This window comes from uncultured Maribacter sp., assembly GCF_947500405.1.
GTDB lineage: Bacteria > Bacteroidota > Bacteroidia > Flavobacteriales > Flavobacteriaceae > Maribacter_B.
Genome location: NZ_CANMRY010000001.1, coordinates 490,651 through 510,477, shown reverse-complemented (window position 1 = coordinate 510,477; position 19,827 = coordinate 490,651). Strand labels below are relative to the sequence as shown.

The window sequence follows — 19,827 nt, the reverse complement described above, 5'->3', positions numbered from 1 at the left end:
TAATTTTTCATTTAAAAAGTCAGCCACGAGAATTTTAAAACTGCCGAAATTTTGATGTCGCACCATTAAAAGTAACGATTCAGTATATGAAAAGTAGGGCGGGTAATAAGAACTTACTTTCAGACTTATACTTAGCCATATTTTTTGTTTTATTTTTACCTTTTTACTAAAATACAAATTAAAAATATGGTGGACTTCGTAAATAAGCACAAGCCTTTGGTTTAGCACTTTTCGCCCTATTTTTTATATACATTGTTAGGTGCTGGCATTATTATTGATTATATCTAAGAATAAGTTTTAATTCAAAATTCTTTTAATTTTGTAATATATTTTGTAAATTTGCATTGTTCTTTACCTAAGGTCTGGAATTTAAAAAGGTCAACGCTGAACCAGTAATCAGCGTTTTTTTATGTCCAATTTTTAACGAATCCAATCAGGGCTATTTTTAACTTTTTCTTTGTTTTCATCATCTTGAAATTCATAAGCTGTAATAAATCTAGCTTTTGTTCTAGCTCTATTTGGTGAAATAACAACAATGTATCCATCCTTAACAAAATTAACTCTTTTATTATTATCATATCTCTTTTTTTGTTTATCCCAACCTTGTTTCATTAAAGCGGTAGCATCTTCTAAGGTGTCTTTTACCCACATCATTTTCTCTAATCTGTTTAATGATAAAATTGATTTATCTGCTTCTTTTTTATTAAAGCTCTCAAAAAAACAATGGTCAAACATATCTTCATAAAAACTAACTACAATACCGTCGTGCGTAGAAATTGGTTTCGTTTTGTCACAATACTCTTCTTTCCATATTTGTCGCAACTGGATTTCTCTAGTTGCTTCATCCATTTTATGTGGTTTTAATTTTTTATACGCCATCACCAACCACCTTCTAGATTAATTTTAAAGACGTTAAATTTTTCTTCTGCTTTAGGAGTAGGTGCTATTTCACGATTTAAGAAGGTTTCAATTTCATTTATAATCCCTAGTTTGCCTATGCTAGTAACCTTTCCATTAACTTTCCCATTTAGTGCACCCATTAAAAAATCGGCAAGTTGGATACCTAATAATTCGTGAGAAGGTAAGGCTTGCAAATTCTCTATATTGGAAAACAAATTGGCTTTATTTAATACATCTTTTAATTGTTGTACTCTATTTAAATCTTTATTTACTTTATGGTCAATAAAAATGGAATATTCGTTAAAATCTAAAATCCAATGATGTAATAATTGGTAATAGAATTTATAAAAACTAAGCTCACTATCATCATTATGAAACTTAACCATATCAATCTTATCAGCTTCAACGATTATTCCTCTAAATCTAATGCGTTCAGTATTAAAAAAGTAATGTACTAAAGATTTATAAAACTCAAAAGATGAAGGGGAAACCTTATTCCATTTAATTTCATTTCTATAATTATGATTTAATTTGATTTGTTTGATAGAATTTTTTAATTCTTCTCTGAAATCTGATGGTATCCATATACTACCAAGTACTAAATATCTATTTGCATTCCTATCCCATAAAACTTCTGGACTACTTTCATCACAGTAAACTTCAAATTTCATTTTGTTTATTTTTAGTTGAAATAATAAGCTGTCTTACATCGGTATTTAATATTTCAGCAATTTTAAACAAATCTTCCAAACTAGGTTGTCTTCGGTTTTGACAATAAGCGTTAATCATATTATAACTTTTATTTAATTTTTCAGCCAACCAAGTTTGTTTGATTCCTTTTTCTTCTAAAACTTCTTTAATCCTATTCATTCATAAAAGAATTAATATTTACACAAATATAGAAAAATAAAATAAAAACATATCATTTTGTGATATAAATAATAATCACTATGTGGTGTTTAATATGTGGAAGTAATAATGTGGTTTTTATGCACTGCTTGCACCTAACGTTTGCGTATAAGAATAGTTGCGGGTTTGTGTGCGAGGAATTTCCGAAGGAAATTCAGACGTAGCAAACAAGCAACGACCTTTGATTAAGCACTAAACCGCAATTATTTTTATACATTGTTAGCTTTTAGTGCTTTTTGTCCGTTTATTTTTTTCGTTAATATTTTATTACAGTCGGCTTTTTAATTCCGTTTTTATGTTTTATACAGCTCGATTTTCATTCCGCAAACTTGCTCAAATTCCGTAATATATAATTCAGATTTTGAGTTGACAATTCCGCAATTTGCTATATTCCGATTGAGTGAAATTCCGCTTTTCAATTCAGATTTCGATTCTGCAAACGAGCTAAAAAGTCAGACGCAGTTAGATTCAGAGTTTGAGTTATAATTCAGCTCAATATTCCACATTTCATTTTCCGCTTTAAAGGACTTTTGATTTAAACCCGAAATTTGAGGTTCTGCAATGACCTTTAGCATTAAAGCTAACTTGTTATATCGAGAACAATATTCCAGTATATCCCCTAAAAATTTCCGGATAACAGGACATTTTGTTCTCGTTTACATCAAATATAATATTTGTAAGTAAATTATCATTTTAATTTATAAGAATAAAAAACGTTTTTGTAATAATGAGGGGAAAACCTTTAATGCTAAAAAGATTAGAATTTTCCGTAATTTTGCAGCCTTAAATACAGGTTACCAATGAACATACAAGAAGTACTTACTACAAAAGTTAAAGAAGCTGTACAGGCAATTTTTAATGCGGAGCTACCAGTGGTAGAGTTTCAGCCTACTCGTAAAGACTTTAGCGGAGATATTACTGTAGTTGTTTTTCCTATGTTACGTGTGGTAAAAGGGAACCCTGCACAAATAGGTCAGGAAATTGGAGAGTACCTTAGCAAAGAAGTTGCCGAGGTAACAGATTTTAATGTAGTAAAAGGTTTTTTAAATTTAGTAATTGCAGATGCTTTTTATGTAAACTTCTTTAATACTATTAAAAATGAATCCCAATTTGGATACGCTAGAGCAAATAGTAAAGAAGCAGTAATGGTAGAATATTCTTCGCCAAATACAAACAAACCTTTGCATTTAGGGCATATTCGTAATAACTTATTAGGCTATTCGATAGCCGAGATTTTAAAGGCAGCAGGTAAAAAAGTATATAAAACACAAATAATAAACGACCGTGGCATTCATATTTGTAAAAGTATGTTAGCATGGCAACGTTTTGGAAATAATGAAACTCCAGAAAGTACAGGCTTAAAAGGCGATAAACTTGTGGGGAATTACTATGTTGCTTTTGATAAGGCATACAAAGCAGAAGTTGCAGATTTAGTTGCTAACGGTTCTACTAAGGAAGTGGCAGAAAAAGAAGCTCCTATTTTAGTAGCTGCGCAAGAAATGTTACGTAAGTGGGAGGCTGGTGATAAAGAAGTTGTAGAACTTTGGAAAACCATGAACCAATGGGTATATACAGGTTTTGATGTTACCTATAAAAACCTTGGGGTAAATTTTGACCAATTGTACTACGAGAGTAATACCTATTTGTTAGGGAAAGATGTGGTTGCTGACGGACTCCAAAAAGGAGTTTTTTATAAAAAAGAAGATGGTAGTGTTTGGATAGACCTTACAGACGAAGGTTTGGATGAAAAAATTGTTTTACGTTCCGATGGTACAGCCGTGTACATGACCCAAGATATTGGTACTGCCATACAACGTGTAAAAGATTATAAAGATGTTAACGGTATGGTCTATACCGTGGGGAATGAGCAAGATTATCATTTTAAAGTGTTGTTTTTAATCTTGAAGAAATTAGGATTCTCGTGGGCCAAAAATTTATTTCACTTAAGTTATGGTATGGTAGATTTACCTAGCGGAAAAATGAAGAGTAGAGAAGGTACTGTTGTTGATGCCGATGACTTAATGGAAGATATGGCACAAACTGCCGCTCAAATATCCGAAGAGTTAGGAAAGTTAGAAGAGTACTCAAAACAGGAAAAAGAGGCACTTTATAAAATGATAGGTTTGGGGGCTTTAAAGTACTACATCTTAAAGGTAGACCCTAAAAAACGTATTTTATTTAACCCAGAAGAGTCGGTAGATTTTCAGGGTAACACAGGGCCTTTTATACAGTATACCTATGCCAGAATACAATCTATTTTGCGAAAAGCAGAAAGTACGGGTGTGGCAATAGAAAATACTATAAATGCATCTTTTTCTTTACATGACAAGGAGAAAGAGTTAGTAAAGCAGTTACAAATTTTTCCAGAAACCATACAATTGGCTGCAGAAAATTATAGTCCGGCTATTATTGCAAACTATACGTATGATTTGGTAAAGGAGTTTAATTCTTTCTACCAGAACGTATCTATTTTAGGAGAACAAGAGGAGCAAAAGAAAATTTTTAGAGTTCAGCTTTCTAAAAAAGTAAGCGCTGTTATACAAGATTCTTTTAAATTATTAGGGGTAGAGGTACCAGAAAGAATGTAACATTTCTTTTATAAAACCTACTTATATACTATATGATAAATGGCGTAGATATTTTTGCTTACGGGCTTTTAATTCTTGTTTTAGGATATCTGTTATACATTATTTATTATACGTTAGATTTATTTTTTCTTAATCCGTTTAAAAGAATAACTCCATTAACTAAGGAGGAAGAAAAAACTATTCTGTATTATTTGCCTTTTTATAAAGACTTGTCTAAAAAGAAAAAGAAGCTTTTTAGAAAAAGAGTAGTTCGTTTTAGAGAAAGAAAAATTATCCTTTTTCATGAAGATGTAAAACAGCAAGAAAAAATTACACTTTTACTAAGTGCTACAGCTGCAATGCTAACCTTAAGTATGGCCGATTTTTTAATCCTCTCTGTAGAAAAAATACACGTTTATCCAAAAGAGTATTATTCTGTTCATACCAAGAAAAAGCATTATGGCGAATATAATCCGTCTTTAAAAATGTTAGTGTTTTCAGCAGAAAATTTATTACAAGGGTTTAAAATTCCTAATGACAATATTAATTTGGCGGTACATGAGTTTTCGCATGCTATAAGTTTTAACGTTGCAAATAAATTAAACTTTAGGTCTTATATTTTTATGTTTGGTATGCGTAAAATAAGTAAGTTGTTTAAAAACCCAGATTTTATAGCAAGAGTAAATGCATCAAACTATTTTAGAGAATATGGTAAAACAAATATTCATGAGTTTTTTGCAGTATCAGTAGAATGTTTTGTAGAAACACCGCAGGAATTTAAAATTCAATTTCCAAAACTATATTCTATTATTTCTAGAATGTTAAAGTAAATAACTTCTATATCTAGCATTAAATTTAAATGTATTTTTAACATTTATTATTTAATAAAACATATACATTCGCATACGTATACAAGAGTATTTTATTTTTCTTCATACAATTAAAGCGCTTTTTCTTTATAAAGGATACCGCTATATGAATATTAAAATAAAATAAAAAACAAAACCAATAGATAATAGTAAGGTTGCGACTTTTAAAAAAATATAAGAACTACTTCACTGCAAAATTTAAATGCAGTTTGCAAAAAGAAAGAGACCAATCTGCTTCCAAAATTTTATCAAATGTTATAATTAGTGAGGTAAAAAGATTACTAGTATATACAAACTTAACAATTAGTGAAATTTCAAATTCTTTTGGACCTAAAAATAACTCGCACTTTGCAAAAGACTTTAAGAGGTAAACAAATGTTACGCCAAATGCTTTTTGTAAAGATATGTTGTAGAAAAAAGACCATATCTTTTTTAAATAGACCTCTAGTACTTTTTTAGTTACTTACATTTGCTGGTGTTTAAATGTTACAAATAACCTATAATTAATAGAAGAATGAAATACCAATATTTTATTGCCCTTTTTTTACTTGCAATAACAACGTGCTTTGCTCAAGTAACGGGTAAAATAATAGATGTAGATACTAATGAACCATTAGAATATGCAACAGCTGCAATTTTTAAGCAAGCGAACAAAGAATTAGTAACTGGGGTTATTACAGATATTAATGGGGTATTTTCAATTCCTAATGTTAAAAAGGGGAGTTATTATTTAGAGGTTTCTTTTTTAGGGTATGAAACTAAAACAATAAATAATATAGTACTAGCGAACAACCGTATAAAAGAGGTTGGTACCATAGGTTTATCTATAGGAGGTACTGAGTTAGATGAGGTTGTAGTAAAAGCCAATAGGGCCACTGTAATTAATAAAATAGACCGCCAGGTTTATGATGCTAAAGTTTTTCAAAACAGTCAAGGTGGTAGTGCTACAGATGTTATTAAGAATTTACCATCGGTAAGTGTTAATGGTTTAGGAGATATAAGTGTTCGTGGAACCACTGGTTTTGTTGCCTTATTAAATGGGAAACCAGTGCAAGGGAATGCAGCAACTATTTTAAACCAATTACCAGCAAATGCTATAGGAAGAGTAGAGTTAATTACGGCACCATCGGCAAAATATGACCCAGAAGGTAAAGGTGGTATTTTAAATATAATTACAAAAAAAGGAGCTACCAATGGTACGTTTACGCAAATAAATGTAAAAGGAGGTTTCCCTTCTATAGAAGATTATGATAATGGGGAGGCTGCACAACGTTATGGGGCAGATGTTACTTATAATGTACGTTCCGATAAATGGAATGTTTCTCTTGGAGCAAGTTACCAACGTAATGATATTACGGGTAGAAGAGAAGGAGATGTGTATACAATTATAGAGGATACTTTTACAAGATTTCCTTCAGACGGGGAACGTAGTTATGATGAAACTAACTATTCTGGAAGGTTTACACTAGACTATACACCAGATACAAAAAATGAATTTTCTCTTGGCTTTTTTGGAGGAAAACGTTCTAAAGATAGAAGGGCTGATATTTTGTATTATGACAACCATTCTATTACTCCAGCAAATGGTTCTACAAGAGACTATACTTTTCAATACTTTAATGAAAATTTAAGAATTAGGAAGGGCGATTTTGTTCTTGGGAGTTTAGATTACAGCCATACTTTTACAAATACCTCTAAGTTATCTAGTTCATTTTTATATGAATATACCCTTTTAGGAGGGCCAACTACTAATAGGAATTTAGCATACCCAAATACAGAGGTAATTTTACAGGATGAGTTTAATACCAATGATAATCCTTTACATGGAATACGAGCGCAGATAGATTATAGTTTTGTACCACTTTCTTTTGGGAATATAGAAACTGGTTACCAGTATAGAAACTTAGACCATAAAGGAGATTTTGTTTATGAAAGACGTAATAATACAACGCAGGAGTTTGAGCTGGTTCCAGAATTTTCTAGTCAGGTAGATTTAACAAGAACCATACACTCTGGATATATACAATTAAACGGTAAAAAAAGTAAATGGGATTATGCTGCAGGTGTTCGTATAGAGGCAATGGACAGAACTCTAGATTTAAAAGATAAAACACAAACCGTAGATACTACATATACTTATAAATATGAAAAATTATTCCCTTCGGCATCATTACAGTATAGCATAAACAAAGAAACTAAGGTAAAGTTAGCCTATAGTAAGCGTGTAGAGCGTACCACATCTTTTAAGTTAAACCCGTTTAGAGAAAGAGAACATTCCGAAACTTTAGAGCAAGGAGACCCAACTTTGCGTCCAGAATTTATAGATTTAGTAGAGCTTGGTATTACCAAAAAATATAAGAACGGAAATTCTGTTTATGCAACTGCGTATTATAGAGACGTAAAGAATTTGGTAAACAGAGTAAACCAAATTTATAATGATACTATTTTAGATAGAATATATTCTAACGTAGGTAAGGCACATGTAACAGGGGTAGAGTTAGGAAGTCAATTTAAAGCAACAGAAAATTGGTCTAATTTTATTGGAGGTAACATTTATAATTATACTATAGATGGGGAATATGATGGGCGTAGTGTAGATAGTGATGCCACTGTTTTTTCTGTAAACGCTAATAGTACCTATACTTTTAATGATACGGCTTCTTTACAATTTACAGTAAATTATTTATCTAAACGAAAAACAGCACAAGGAGAAGATTCAGAATTTTATTTACCAAATTTAACCTTTAGAAAAACCTTTTTAGATAACAAATTGGTAGCCACTTTACAATGGCAAAATATGGACATGGGATTATTAAACACCAATGAACAAAGAATAACAACTAGCAGAGAGGAAGAGTTTTTTACTACTACCAATTATGTTTTAGAGGTAGATAGGATTATCTTAAACTTATCGTACTCATTTAACAAAAACAAAAACCGTTCTAAATTCATAGAGAGTGAATTTGGTAAGAGAGAATTTTAAAAACTAACTCTAAAACTAGCATTAGGAGTAGCACCAATAGATAGGCTTTGTATAGTTTCTATTTCGTTAGTTTCATTTACTCTATAATAGGTGTTTAATATGTTTTTTCTTCCTGTAAAATTAAGAATAGCTGCACCAGCAATTGCACTAATTTTTGAAGATAGTTTAAAACTATAAGTAATAGAACCGTCAGCTCTTATGTACTCGGGGAGGCGGCTACTATTAGGTTCTTGGTAGTTTATTCTTGCAGGAAAAAAAGTAGTGTTTAAAGCATTGTCTCCCTCTTGTGGCTGGGTGTAGGGTTTTCCGCTTCTGTAGTTTATGCCTAAGCCTATTTTTATTTTTTTGTAGTTGTATGTTCCTGCAAGTGTAGCGGTATGCTTTATGTCTAAATTGTTTGGAAAGTTTTGTGGGGTTAATGTTTTAAAAGTATAAGTATTGGTATTGTAAGCATAACTTAACCACAAACTATAATAGGTACTTTTTTTATTAATTAAAAATTCTAAACCTTTAATTGCATATTGCCCTATTTCACCATTAAATTGATATTGGTTTTGAAACCCTTGAGTAGCAGTGCTTATACCTTTAACTTCTTTAAAAAAACCTTCTAATCCTATGTAAAGATTATTGCGATCATAGGTTATTCCTAAAGATGCTTGTTTACTTTTTGTTATGGGTAGTTGTTCTCCATCAGATAAAATCCATCTTTTTTTTTCTATACCTAAAAAGTTTTGTTCTAAATCTATTATTTGGTTGGTACTCTGGCTTTTAAATTCTCCTTTAGTTTCTAATTTAAAAGCATCAGACAATTTATAATTAGCGGTTAACCTTGGTTCTAAAATGGTTTCTTTAAAAGTATTTAAGTTTTCTATAAAATTTAACCTTCCGCCAGCTTGTATATAAAAATTTTCCTCTTCTGAAGAATACGTAACTTCAGAATACAAAGCATGAGTTCTAATAACGCCTTTTATATTACTATTAAAAGGAGGTTGGGTTACAAAAGTGTAATTGGTAATACCTACTTCGTTTAAATGATACCCGTTTTTCCAAGTAAAATTAGCATTAGGTTTATAACGTGTATTCCATTTTAAAGCAGTTTCTAAAACCTCATTACGTTGTTCTAATTGTTGAGAATTATTAGAATTTAAATTATTAGCATTAAGATTGTATTTGGTGTAATACGCTATTAAATCTGAAGAAAAATAAGGACTCCAATTGCTATTTAAATTTGCACCAAATGAAAAATTTGTTTGGTCTAGATTGCTAGCAGATTGTAAGGTGTCATTTCTTGTCTCTTTATAATCTAGTGTATTGCTACTGCGCATTACATTAAAACGAATTTTATGTTTAGCATTTATATCATAAAGTATTTTCCCTGTAAAATCATAAAAATAAAAAGTAGCATCTCTTTGGTTTTCTTCAGAACTATTTTCCTTGGATACATTACTGTCTTGAAAAGCTTTATCAAAAAAACGAGTATATGTTGGGGTATCTAAAAAATCGGTTAAGGAACGCCTTGTAGAAAACTGAAAGCCTAGTTTTTTATTTATAGGAATTCTTCCAAAAGCATCTGCCGTAATTAAATTTATTCCGGCTCCACCTTTAAAAGTATTTGTAATGTAATCTTTTGTAGTAATATCTAAAACACCACTTACACCGTCGCCATATTGTGCGCTACTTCCATTTTTTATACTAGTAATTTTATGAGTTAAATATGGGTTAAATGAAGATATTAACCCAAAAAAGTGTCCAGATTGATACATTTTTATACCATCCCATAGAATTAAATTTTGGTCATTAGTACCACCTCTAATATTAATATCTGAAACAGTTTCATCTATGCTTTTAATACCTGGTAGTGCTTGTATAGTTTTTAGAATGTCGGGTTCTATTTGCCCAGGTAAAATTCCAAAATCTGCTGTGTTTATACTAATACTTCCGTTAGTGTTTTTACTTAATCCTGTAGTCAGGAATTTATAAACAATAACTTCATTTAATTCCTGATATTTTTGAGACATCACAATTTTGGGGCAAATGTCTTTTTTTAATAACTCTTTTGCGACTATAAACTTAGTCTTATATCCTAAATATTTTATTTGGAGTAGAGCATCTATAGGAATATTAGTAAAACTAAATTCTCCTGTGGTATTTGTAATAGTAGATTTTTTACTATTAATTACCTGTATGGTAGCACTTGCAAGCGGATTTTTTTCAAAATTATCTAAAACTTTCCCGCAAATAGTTATTGTAGTATTTGCTGTTATAGCGTAATAACGAGAATTAATTTTCTGAATATAAAGGTTGGTTTGTTCTGTTATTTCTTGTAACTGTTCCTCTAAAGAACTGCCAGGATTAAGGTTAATCTTTATGTCTGATATAGCAGAATCTACAAAAGAAAATTTTATTGAATAAGTACTTTCTATTTTTTTTAATTGTTCTTTTAAAGTTAGGATGTTCGCAGATGTTTCTTGCGCTCTTCCTATATAAAAACATAAGAAAAGAAATGCAAAAAAAAAGAAATAAGCTAATTTGTTATTCTGCGCTTTTAGCATAAAAAATTACTTTATTCCCCTCTAAATTATACTGTATTTGAGTAGGAACACTTATACTTTGCAACGCTAAATTAATATTGGTATTGCTAAAAGTACCTGTAAATAGCTGTTTAGTGTTTATGTTTTTAGTCTCTACAGTTACATTATGTTGTCTTTGTAATTCATTAAAAACATAGGATAAAGGAATACTTTTAAAAGAACTTTCTTTATGTATCCAAGAAGGAGCAGTATTATCTGGCCCATTTACGGCAATCTCTTTACCGTCTATAACAAGAAAAGAAGTGCCTGCTGGTAATTTTGTTTCTTTACTATTGTATGTAACACTTACTAAACCTTCAAAACAGCTAACTTCAAAAAAACCGTCTCTATTTTCAACATTAAATTGCGTGCCTAAAACAGTCACAGTACCATTATCTGTAGCTACAGTAAAGCGTTTTCCTTTAGCAACTTTAAAATAAGCTTCTCCTTTTAAGGAAATGTTACGCTCTTTGTTCCATTTTTCTTCGTTGTAAGAAATGGTAGATTCTGCATTTAAAAGAACCTCTGAGGTGTCTGGTAAAATTACCTCTTTATTTTCTGCGTACTGGGTACTTATAGATTGGTCTAAGGTTCCTAAATAAAAATAGGAGGCAACTAGTAAAACGGCTACAGCAGCAGCAAGTTGTAAAAAGCGTTTGTATGGTTTTAACTGTATGGTTTTAGATTCTTCTACTACACGTCTATTTTTATGTTCATTCCAAGCGGCATCAATATTAAAAGCAGGAGCTTCTAAATTAGAGGATGCTCTTTTAATTTTTTCATAGGAAGCATATTCCTCGGTCTGCTTAAAGGCAGCGAGTTCTTCTTCAGTTAACTCATTATTGAGCCATTTTGCTAAGTAATTTTCTTGCATCATTTTTAGCTTTATATATTTATAACACCTTTAAAGGTAAATACCCTACTTTTTTTGTCTAAAGTCTAAAGTTTTTGTTCTAGATCTTATTTATTTTTTTAAACTTTACTCTTTGTTTTATTTAGTATTAAGTTATTAATTTCCTAACTCCTAACTCCTAACTCCTAACTCCTAACTCCTAACTCCTAACTCCTAACTCCTAACTCCTAACTCCTAAGTATATTTTCTCTTCTTTAATGTAAAGTAATTCTTGTTTGTTTAGGTTTTTGCGTTGGAATAATTTTTCTTACCATCAACCACAAGCCTCAACCAAAAATTATATTCCATCAATATTTTTACGTAGTGATTTTAAAGCCAAATGCATTCTTTTTTCAATGGCTTTTACGCTTACACCTTCCATTTCGGCAATTTCTTTATATTTTTTACCATCAATTCTATTTAATAAAAAAGTAGTTCGTTGGTTTTCAGGTAAATTATCTAAGGCGGTTTCTAATTTTTCTTTAAATTGGTTTTCTTCCATTAAAAACTCTGGAGACTCATTGGTGGTGGTTACTACTTTGTCTCTATGTTTTAAACGAACTTTCTCTGCTTTAATAACATTTAAATATAAGTTATTAGCAACAGTGTATACATAAGATTTTGCTTTAGAAGGTATTACTTTACTACAGTTTTCCCATAGTTTAACAAAAGCTTCTTGTACAGCATCATACGCTTTTTCCTCATTACCATATTTATAATATATGTAATTAAATACCGTTTTAGAATGAGAAGAAAATAAAGAGCTAAATACCTCTTCTTTACACACGTTGTCCTGTTCTTTATTGCTCAAGGGATTGGTTTTGTGTCAAAGATATTTTAAAAAAATTAAATAGAAAGGTAGGGTATTTTAAAAGTTGGTTGTTTTAGAATTATAGAAACAAATAAAAATCCAAATCGTTATGAGAAAGTTTTTTAAAACCACATTATTTGCAAGCTTACTAGCAGTTGCAATATCGTTTACTTCATGTCAAGATGAATTTGAAGAAATATCTAACGGAGAAGAAAACGAGTCAATTACAGCAAACTCTGCTGCAGCAAAACTTATTACAAATACATCATCGCAAGATGGTTCTTTTGATAATATTGTAGATGGAGTAAGTTGCTTTGCAATAGAATTCCCTTATACTGTTAATGTAAATGGGCTAGAAGTTACTTTAGATTCTAAAGAAGACTTAGTAACTGTAGAAGAATTATTAGATAAGGTTGATGTAGATAGTGATATTGTAGATATTATTTTCCCAATAACAATAACACTTGCAGACTATTCCGAAATAACAATTTCTAGTAAAGATGAATTAAGAGAAATAGCTAAAGATTGTATTGAAGGTGGTAAGGATGATGATATTGAATGTATAGATTTTGTATACCCTTTAACAGTTTTTACGTTTGATGTTAATAACCAACAAACAGGAAACGCCACAGTAGAAAATGATAGACAGTTAAGAAGATTTTTTGCAGGGTTAGAAGGAAACCAATTAGTAAGCATGGATTTTCCTGTGACATTAAAATTGTATGATAATACAGAGGTTGTAGTAAATACAAATGCAGAATTGGCTGTAGCTATAGAAAGTGCTAAAGAAGCTTGTGATGAAGATGATGATAATGATCATAATGATGATGATTTTTCTAAAGAACGTTTAGACGCTTATTTAGTTGCTTGCCCATGGTTAATACATGATATGCAAAGAAATGAAGAAGATCAAATAGGACGTTATTTTGAATATGCAATGAATTTTGCTGCAAATGGTACGGTAACTGCAAAAGATAGAGAGGGAAATAGTATTGAAGGAGAGTGGACAACAAGAGTATCTAATAATAGAGTTTTATTAAAATTAGAATTTACAGCCTTAATGGATTTTACTTTAGACTGGTTTGTATATGAATTAGAGGACGGAAAAATTAAATTATTTGCAGAAGGTGGTAATAAAATTATCATGAAGAAAGCCTGTAATGTTATAGATAAAGACCCAAATACATTACGAGGTGTATTAAAAGAATGTAGCTGGATAATTAAAAAAGTAAAAAGAGATAATCAAGAGTTAGATCGTTTATTAGGATACGAATTTAATTTTATGGCAGATGGTGTAGTTACCTTAAGTAGTGGAGAGGTTTCTTCGGAAGGAACATGGGAAATAACACTTAATGCACAAGCAAGATTAGTAATGGCTATAACAATGGGTAATGAGCCTGGTGTTAGCTTTGAATGGCCTTTGTCTGATCTTAGAGATAATCGTTTAAAATTTGAAATTCCAGGAACTGGTTATGAGCTTATTTTAGAGAGAAATTGTGATAATGATGTAGATGATGAAGACGTAGTATGGATAAGAGGTTTATTTAAGGATAGCCTTTGGGAAGTTGCACTTTTCTCAGAAAACCAAGACCCAAGCGAAGCGTATGCAAATTATGAATTTTCTTTTAGTGCTAATGGGAAAGTAACCGTATATAGCCCTAACCAAGTTGAGGTAAGTGCAGGAAGATGGTTCGTATATAGAAATAGCGATAATAAGTTAGAAATGATTATAAACTTTGGTGCAAATAGTAATTTTTATCCTTTAGCTAATGATTATATAGTCTTAGAAGTACAAGAAAATAGATTAGAACTAAAACATGAAAATAGTAATGGTGGATATGATCACCTTGTTTTAGAGAAAAAATAAACCTTTTTTACCCCACATTTTTTAAGAAAAGCGCCTATTTTAACAGTAGGCGCTTTTTGTATCACATATTTTTGCCAGTAAACTACCCACTTACAGTGGATATTCTTAAATTTGCCTTCCCTGTTAATATAGTAAGAAGATGTTTGATAATTTAAGTGAAAAGCTAGATAAAGCACTCCATGTCTTAAAAGGACATGGTCAGATTACAGAAATAAACGTTGCAGAGACAACTAAAGAAGTGCGTAGAGCACTGTTAGATGCCGATGTTAACTTTAAAATAGCAAAGGAATTTACCAATAAGGTAAAAGAAAAAGCATTAGGTTCGGACGTACTTACCACATTACAACCTGGCCAATTAATGGTTAAGATTGTAAAAGATGAGTTAACTGCATTAATGGGAGGTGAAACCGAAGGAATTAATCTTTCAGGAAAACCAACAATAGTTTTAATGTCTGGTTTACAAGGTTCTGGTAAAACAACTTTTTCTGGTAAACTGGCAAATTTCTTAAAAAACAAAAAGTCTAAAAAACCTTTATTAGTAGCATGTGATGTATATCGTCCTGCGGCAATAGACCAGTTGCATGTAGTTGGGGCGCAAATAGAGGTAGATGTTTATTCGGATAAAGAAAATAATGATCCAGTTGCCATTGCACAAGCAGGTATTGCACAAGCCAAAGCAAATGGTAATGATGTGGTTATTATAGATACCGCCGGTCGTTTAGCGGTAGACGAAAAAATGATGGACGAAATATCTAACATTCATAAAGCTATAGAACCACAAGAAACTTTGTTTGTGGTAGATGCTATGACAGGGCAAGATGCCGTAAATACAGCAAAAGCTTTTAATGATATTCTTAATTTTGATGGAGTTATACTTACGAAGCTAGATGGGGATACTCGTGGTGGTGCAGCAATATCTATTAAGTCTGTTGTAGATAAGCCAATTAAATTTATTGGTACAGGAGAAAAGATGGAAGCTATAGATGTTTTTCATCCATCTCGTATGGCAGAACGTATTCTTGGAATGGGAGACGTTATTTCTTTAGTAGAACGTGCACAAGAGCAGTTTGATGAAGAGGAAGCAAGAAAAATTCAAAAGAAAATTGCCAAAAATAAGTTTGGTTTTGATGATTTCCTGAAGCAGATTCAGCAAATTAAAAAAATGGGTAACATTAAAGATTTAATGGGAATGATACCTGGTGCAGGCAAAGCATTAAAAGGGTTAGATATAGATGATGACGCTTTTAAACATATAGAAGCTATTATACATTCTATGACCCCAAGTGAAAGATCTACACCTTCCTCCTTAAATGCTAGTCGTAAAAAACGTATTGCAAAAGGTAGTGGCCGTAATATTCAGGAGGTAAACCAATTATTAAAGCAGTTTGACCAAATGAGTAAAATGATGAAAATGATGCAAGGTGGTGGCGGTAAAAAGATGATGCAAATGATGGGCAATATGAAAGGAATGCGCCCTTAAAAAACAAAACACATTAACTATATAGGTGTTGTTAACACACCTTTTTTAAACAGTATTTTGCAAGAAAATGGAATTACTAGACGGTAAAAAAGTATCAAACGAAATTAAAGATGAAATTGCTGCTGAGGTAGCAAAAATGAAAGAAAGAGGTGAAAAAGTGCCGCATTTAGCTGCTGTTTTAGTAGGTAATGATGGGGCTAGTTTAACCTATGTAGGAAGTAAAGTTCGTTCTTGTGAGCGTATAGGTTTTGAATCTACTTTGGTGCAGTTGCCTAGTACAACTTCGGAAATAGAATTACTTAATAAAATAGAAGAATTAAACCAGAATGAAGATATTGATGGTTTTATTATTCAATTGCCATTACCTCCTCAAATAAATGAACAAAAAGTTTTACTAGCGGTTGATCCAGATAAAGATGTAGACGGTTTTCATCCAACCAATTTTGGTAAAATGGCATTAGACATGAGTACGTTTATTCCAGCAACACCTTTTGGAATTTTAGAATTGCTGGAGCGTTATAAAGTAGAAACACAAGGGAAACATACCGTAGTAATTGGTAGAAGTCATATTGTAGGGCGCCCAATGAGTATTCTTATGGGTAGAAAAGGTTGGCCAGGAAACTCTACAGTAACCTTAACACACAGTAGAACAAAGAATATTACGCAAATTATATCACAAGCAGATATTGTAATATCGGCTTTAGGAGTTCCTAACTTCTTAAAAGCAGAAATGGTAAAAGATGATGCTGTGGTTATAGATGTTGGTATTACACGTGTACCAGATGAATCTAAGCCTAGAGGATACCGTATTACGGGAGATGTAGATTTTGAAAATGTAAGCAAAAAAGCATCTTTTATAACTCCCGTACCTGGCGGAGTAGGACCCATGACTATTGCAATGTTACTTAAGAATACATTGCTTGCAAGAGAAAGACATAGAGCTTCTAAAGCATAAATACCATATAATCGTATTACAAACTTTTGAGATGGGCTTTAGAAAAGAATTAAGAAAAAGTTGGAAAAAATTTAATTTGTTAACTTTTCTTAGGAGTTTCTTTTTTGAGGCTATTCTTATTATTATGTCCGTTTGGGGTGGTATTGCTGCAGAAAAATATTTTAACAACCGTAGCAAAAAAAAAGACATAGATAAAATTTTACTTACTGAATTAAGAAGTAATTTAGAAAATAACAGACTAAATATTTCTTGTAATATTAGAAATGAAGGTTATTCGAATAATGAGGCAAATAAAATACTAAAATTTTTGAATGATAAGAGTGTTGATTCTATTGGTCTTAAATTTCAGAGAATAGGATGGTTAGAGAAAATAGAGTTAGAAACTTCAGGGTATTATGCACTAAAATCTTTAGGCTTAAGTAATATCGATAATGATAGTTTGAGGATGAAAATTATCCATTTATATGAAGTAGAGTATCCTAAATTAATTGAACGTACTTTTAATACTAGTATGTCTAGAAGTGATATAATGCTGCCTGAAATATATAAGAGATTTAGTTATGATTTAATAACGGGTGATTATATACCAAATAATTATGCTAAATTATCTGAAGATGTTAAGTTTAAAAATTTGGTTTCTTTTTCTATAGAATTAAAACAATGGAGAATGAGAGAAAAAAACAATTCGCTTTGTGAAACGTTTGAAACTATAAAATTTATTAATAAAGAACTTGGTGTTAAGGATTATGAATGGAAAAGTTGTGTTAATTGCAACCAATATATTAACAAGCTAGAGAAAACTTATTGAAGAGAGATTTATTTTTAAAGTATAAGTATAAAGCCCTAAGAATTTTCTTAGGGCTTTATTTTTTTATGGTATAAGAGTTATTTCTAAGCATTTTCCTTAAAGATTATAGGTGTATTGTATCAAAAAGGAGAGGTGCTATATTTTAACTTTGCTTTGAGTGTTTTATAAAAAAATAGCAATTACATGTTAAAGTATAGTAAAGAATAGTGTTTTAAAATTTTTTTGTTGCAAAAAGGAGTATCTTTTTATGATAAAAATATATTAAAATGAGAACTCTTACAGCCATAGTAATTTTTTGTTTTGCAATGACTATATCTTGTTATAGCCAAACAGGAAAAGTTTATGATGAACTAAAAATGTCAAGTAAAATATTAAAAGGAGAACGTAAGTACGCGGTTTATTTACCTCCAGATTATGACACTTCAGAGCGTAGCTATCCAGTACTTTATTTATTGCATGGAGCAGGGGATGACCAAACAGGGTGGATACAGTTTGGAGAGGTATTGCGTATTACTGATGAAAGTATTAATGAAGGGATTGCAACTTCTATGATTATTATAATGCCAGATGCTAATACAGGAGAAAGAGGATATTTTAATGTAGGCGATTGGAAATATGAGGATTTCTTTTTTGAAGAATTTATGCCTTATGTAGAGAAAAAATATCGAATTAAAAAAGAAAAAAGATATAGAGCTGTTGCAGGATTGTCTATGGGAGGTGGAGGTAGTTTTATGTATGCACTTCGCCATCCAGAATTATTTTCTTCTTCTTGTCCGTTAAGTGCTTATGTGGGGCCTTTGACTATAGAAGATTTAAAAACGCAAATAACAAGGATGGGTAAATCCTATACAGAAGAAGAAATACAAAGTTATTTTGAAAATTATAATGCTTTGAATTTATTAGAATCCAAGCCTGTTGAACAAATAAAATCTGTAAAGTGGTATATAGATTGTGGCGATGATGATTTTTTGTACGAAGGGAATAGCTTAGTACATATTGCCATGAAAAAGAAGGATATTCCACATGAGTACAGAGTTAGAGAAGGTAAACATAGTTGGGTATATTGGCGATCTGCTTTACCAAGTGTGTTAGAGTTTGTTTCCAATACTTTTCATCAAAACTAATTTTATAGAAATGCGTTTTTTAAAAGAATCCTATTATTTTGATTTTAATAGCCCTGAAATTAAGTAGTTGCTATCGGAATATAAAAAAGGAGTAAAAAAAATAGCAGAAGAGCATTTGCCATTTATTTTTGATGTAAATGATAGCGTTACGGAGTTTAAGTTGTGCGTACTTATTCTTCTAAAAAGTCTATTATTTGGGTATTAACTTGTTCTTGGTGCATAGAATGTCCAAAACCTTCTGTGGTAATAAATTTACTATTCTTCCAATTTTCATGCACATTTTTAGAATCTACATACGGAGCAATTTTATCTAATTTATCATGAAATAAAAGCCCTTTTTTGGTATTTGTCTGTACATACTTAGTTGTAGAAAATTCAGGTACAGTAAAACCAAACGTATCCTTTATATGGGCTTCTAATGATTTTAGAACTCTGTTGTTAAATTGTAATATAGAGCGGTAGTTATCCATAAGTTTATAAAACTCTGATGGAGAACCAATAGTTACTATTTTTTCTATAAAAGTACTTTGGTTTATATATTCATTATATAAAATTGTCATTCCGCCTAAAGAGTGTCCTATTAAATGTCTAGGAGTATGTAAGCATATCATTTCTTGTAATACTTCTGCGTATAAGGGCACGTGTAAATATTTACCAGAAGAATGCCCATGCCCTGGAGCATCAAAGGAAATAATATTATATTTTTTTTCTTGTAATTTTTTTATGAGATTTCGCCATCTAAAGGTGTTGCTCTCCCAACCATGCACAAGTAGTATTGTTTCGCCTTCCCCAGGCCAATTATACGTTTGTATGTTATGATTAGCGATAGAAAGTTGTTCTTTTTTAGCATTTTTTAAATATTCTTGCTGTTGTGGCAATACTTGACCTTTACGAGCTGTACAAAAGAAATTAAAAATTTTTTTTGTAGCTTTCTTTTTAGAGAAAATGAAATATATATTAAAATACTTCCCGTACGCTAAAGGTATAATTTTGTAAAAAAGTTTTTTCATATGGTTACAATTAGTAACTTACTCTTGTAAGGAGAGTTAAAAGTACAAATTCATTTTATCATTTTTCAATGTTACAAATAAC

15 protein-coding genes are annotated in these 19,827 nt (G+C 31.0%); 8 read left to right on the top strand and 7 right to left on the bottom strand.

Annotated elements, in window-relative coordinates:
- Window positions 1-420 precede the first annotated feature (420 nt).
- From Q0945_RS02130 to Q0945_RS02120, 3 genes are read right to left on the bottom strand one after another with little or no spacing between them, the layout of a single operon-like run.
- The gene (locus tag Q0945_RS02130; protein WP_299430298.1) at window positions 421-879 is read right to left on the bottom strand and encodes a hypothetical protein; all 459 of its coding nucleotides are present in this window, start codon (window positions 877-879) and stop codon (window positions 421-423) included.
- Window positions 879-1,571, bottom strand: coding sequence for a DUF3800 domain-containing protein (locus tag Q0945_RS02125; RefSeq protein ID WP_299430296.1), 693 nt, complete (start codon window positions 1,569-1,571; stop codon window positions 879-881). The genes Q0945_RS02130 and Q0945_RS02125 overlap by 1 nt, the downstream gene beginning before the upstream one ends.
- A complete protein-coding gene (locus Q0945_RS02120; protein ID WP_299430294.1) occupies window positions 1,561-1,770 on the bottom strand; it encodes a helix-turn-helix transcriptional regulator in 210 nt (69 codons plus the stop codon). Before Q0945_RS02120 ends, Q0945_RS02125 begins: the two co-directional genes overlap by 11 nt.
- An 839-nt stretch (window positions 1,771-2,609) precedes the next feature.
- On the opposite strand from Q0945_RS02120, the gene argS reads away from it, so the two are divergent.
- The 3 genes from argS to Q0945_RS02105 all read left to right on the top strand — a co-directional run bounded on the left by argS (window position 2,610) and on the right by Q0945_RS02105 (window position 8,228).
- Window positions 2,610-4,397 (top strand): arginine--tRNA ligase, encoded by a 1,788-nt coding sequence (gene argS / locus Q0945_RS02115; RefSeq protein ID WP_299430292.1) that lies wholly within the window; start codon window positions 2,610-2,612, stop codon window positions 4,395-4,397.
- A gap of 32 nt (window positions 4,398-4,429) precedes the next feature.
- The gene (locus tag Q0945_RS02110) at window positions 4,430-5,206 is read left to right on the top strand and encodes a zinc-dependent peptidase (protein ID WP_299430290.1); all 777 of its coding nucleotides are present in this window, start codon (window positions 4,430-4,432) and stop codon (window positions 5,204-5,206) included.
- 553 nt (window positions 5,207-5,759) lie between these two features.
- On the top strand, window positions 5,760-8,228 hold the full coding sequence (locus Q0945_RS02105; RefSeq protein WP_299430288.1) for a TonB-dependent receptor: 2,469 nt from the start codon (window positions 5,760-5,762) through the stop codon (window positions 8,226-8,228).
- Here the strand turns inward: Q0945_RS02105 and Q0945_RS02100 are convergent.
- The 3 genes from Q0945_RS02100 to Q0945_RS02090 all read right to left on the bottom strand — a co-directional run bounded on the left by Q0945_RS02100 (window position 8,225) and on the right by Q0945_RS02090 (window position 12,501).
- Window positions 8,225-10,780: a TonB-dependent receptor gene (locus Q0945_RS02100; RefSeq protein ID WP_299430285.1), complete on the bottom strand. Its 2,556-nt coding sequence runs from the start codon at window positions 10,778-10,780 to the stop codon at window positions 8,225-8,227. The genes Q0945_RS02105 and Q0945_RS02100 overlap by 4 nt on opposite strands.
- Entirely contained in the window at window positions 10,761-11,675 is a 915-nt protein-coding gene (locus Q0945_RS02095) for a FecR family protein (RefSeq protein ID WP_366135655.1), read from the bottom strand. The genes Q0945_RS02100 and Q0945_RS02095 overlap by 20 nt, the downstream gene beginning before the upstream one ends.
- 313 nt (window positions 11,676-11,988) lie before the next feature.
- A complete protein-coding gene (locus Q0945_RS02090) occupies window positions 11,989-12,501 on the bottom strand; it encodes a sigma-70 family RNA polymerase sigma factor (RefSeq protein WP_299430283.1) in 513 nt (170 codons plus the stop codon).
- Between the two features lie 109 nt (window positions 12,502-12,610).
- Between Q0945_RS02090 and Q0945_RS02085 the strand changes: the two genes are divergently transcribed.
- The 5 genes from Q0945_RS02085 to Q0945_RS02065 all read left to right on the top strand — a co-directional run bounded on the left by Q0945_RS02085 (window position 12,611) and on the right by Q0945_RS02065 (window position 18,735).
- Window positions 12,611-14,368 (top strand): hypothetical protein, encoded by a 1,758-nt coding sequence (locus Q0945_RS02085; protein WP_299430281.1) that lies wholly within the window; start codon window positions 12,611-12,613, stop codon window positions 14,366-14,368.
- A gap of 139 nt (window positions 14,369-14,507) precedes the next feature.
- A complete protein-coding gene (gene ffh, locus Q0945_RS02080; protein ID WP_299430279.1) occupies window positions 14,508-15,848 on the top strand; it encodes a signal recognition particle protein in 1,341 nt (446 codons plus the stop codon).
- A 67-nt stretch (window positions 15,849-15,915) separates the two neighbouring features.
- Window positions 15,916-16,803, top strand: coding sequence for a bifunctional 5,10-methylenetetrahydrofolate dehydrogenase/5,10-methenyltetrahydrofolate cyclohydrolase (locus tag Q0945_RS02075; protein ID WP_298487912.1), 888 nt, complete (start codon window positions 15,916-15,918; stop codon window positions 16,801-16,803).
- The gene (locus tag Q0945_RS02070; protein ID WP_299430277.1) at window positions 16,769-17,611 is read left to right on the top strand and encodes a hypothetical protein; all 843 of its coding nucleotides are present in this window, start codon (window positions 16,769-16,771) and stop codon (window positions 17,609-17,611) included. Before Q0945_RS02075 ends, Q0945_RS02070 begins: the two co-directional genes overlap by 35 nt.
- Window positions 17,612-17,877: 266 nt before the next feature.
- Complete coding sequence (locus Q0945_RS02065; protein WP_299430275.1) at window positions 17,878-18,735, top strand: alpha/beta hydrolase-fold protein; 858 nt, start codon at window positions 17,878-17,880, stop codon at window positions 18,733-18,735.
- A 170-nt stretch (window positions 18,736-18,905) separates the two neighbouring features.
- Here Q0945_RS02065 and Q0945_RS02060 read toward each other — a convergent pair whose 3' ends face one another.
- Entirely contained in the window at window positions 18,906-19,745 is an 840-nt protein-coding gene (locus Q0945_RS02060) for an alpha/beta hydrolase (RefSeq protein ID WP_299430273.1), read from the bottom strand.
- Window positions 19,746-19,827 lie beyond the last annotated feature (82 nt).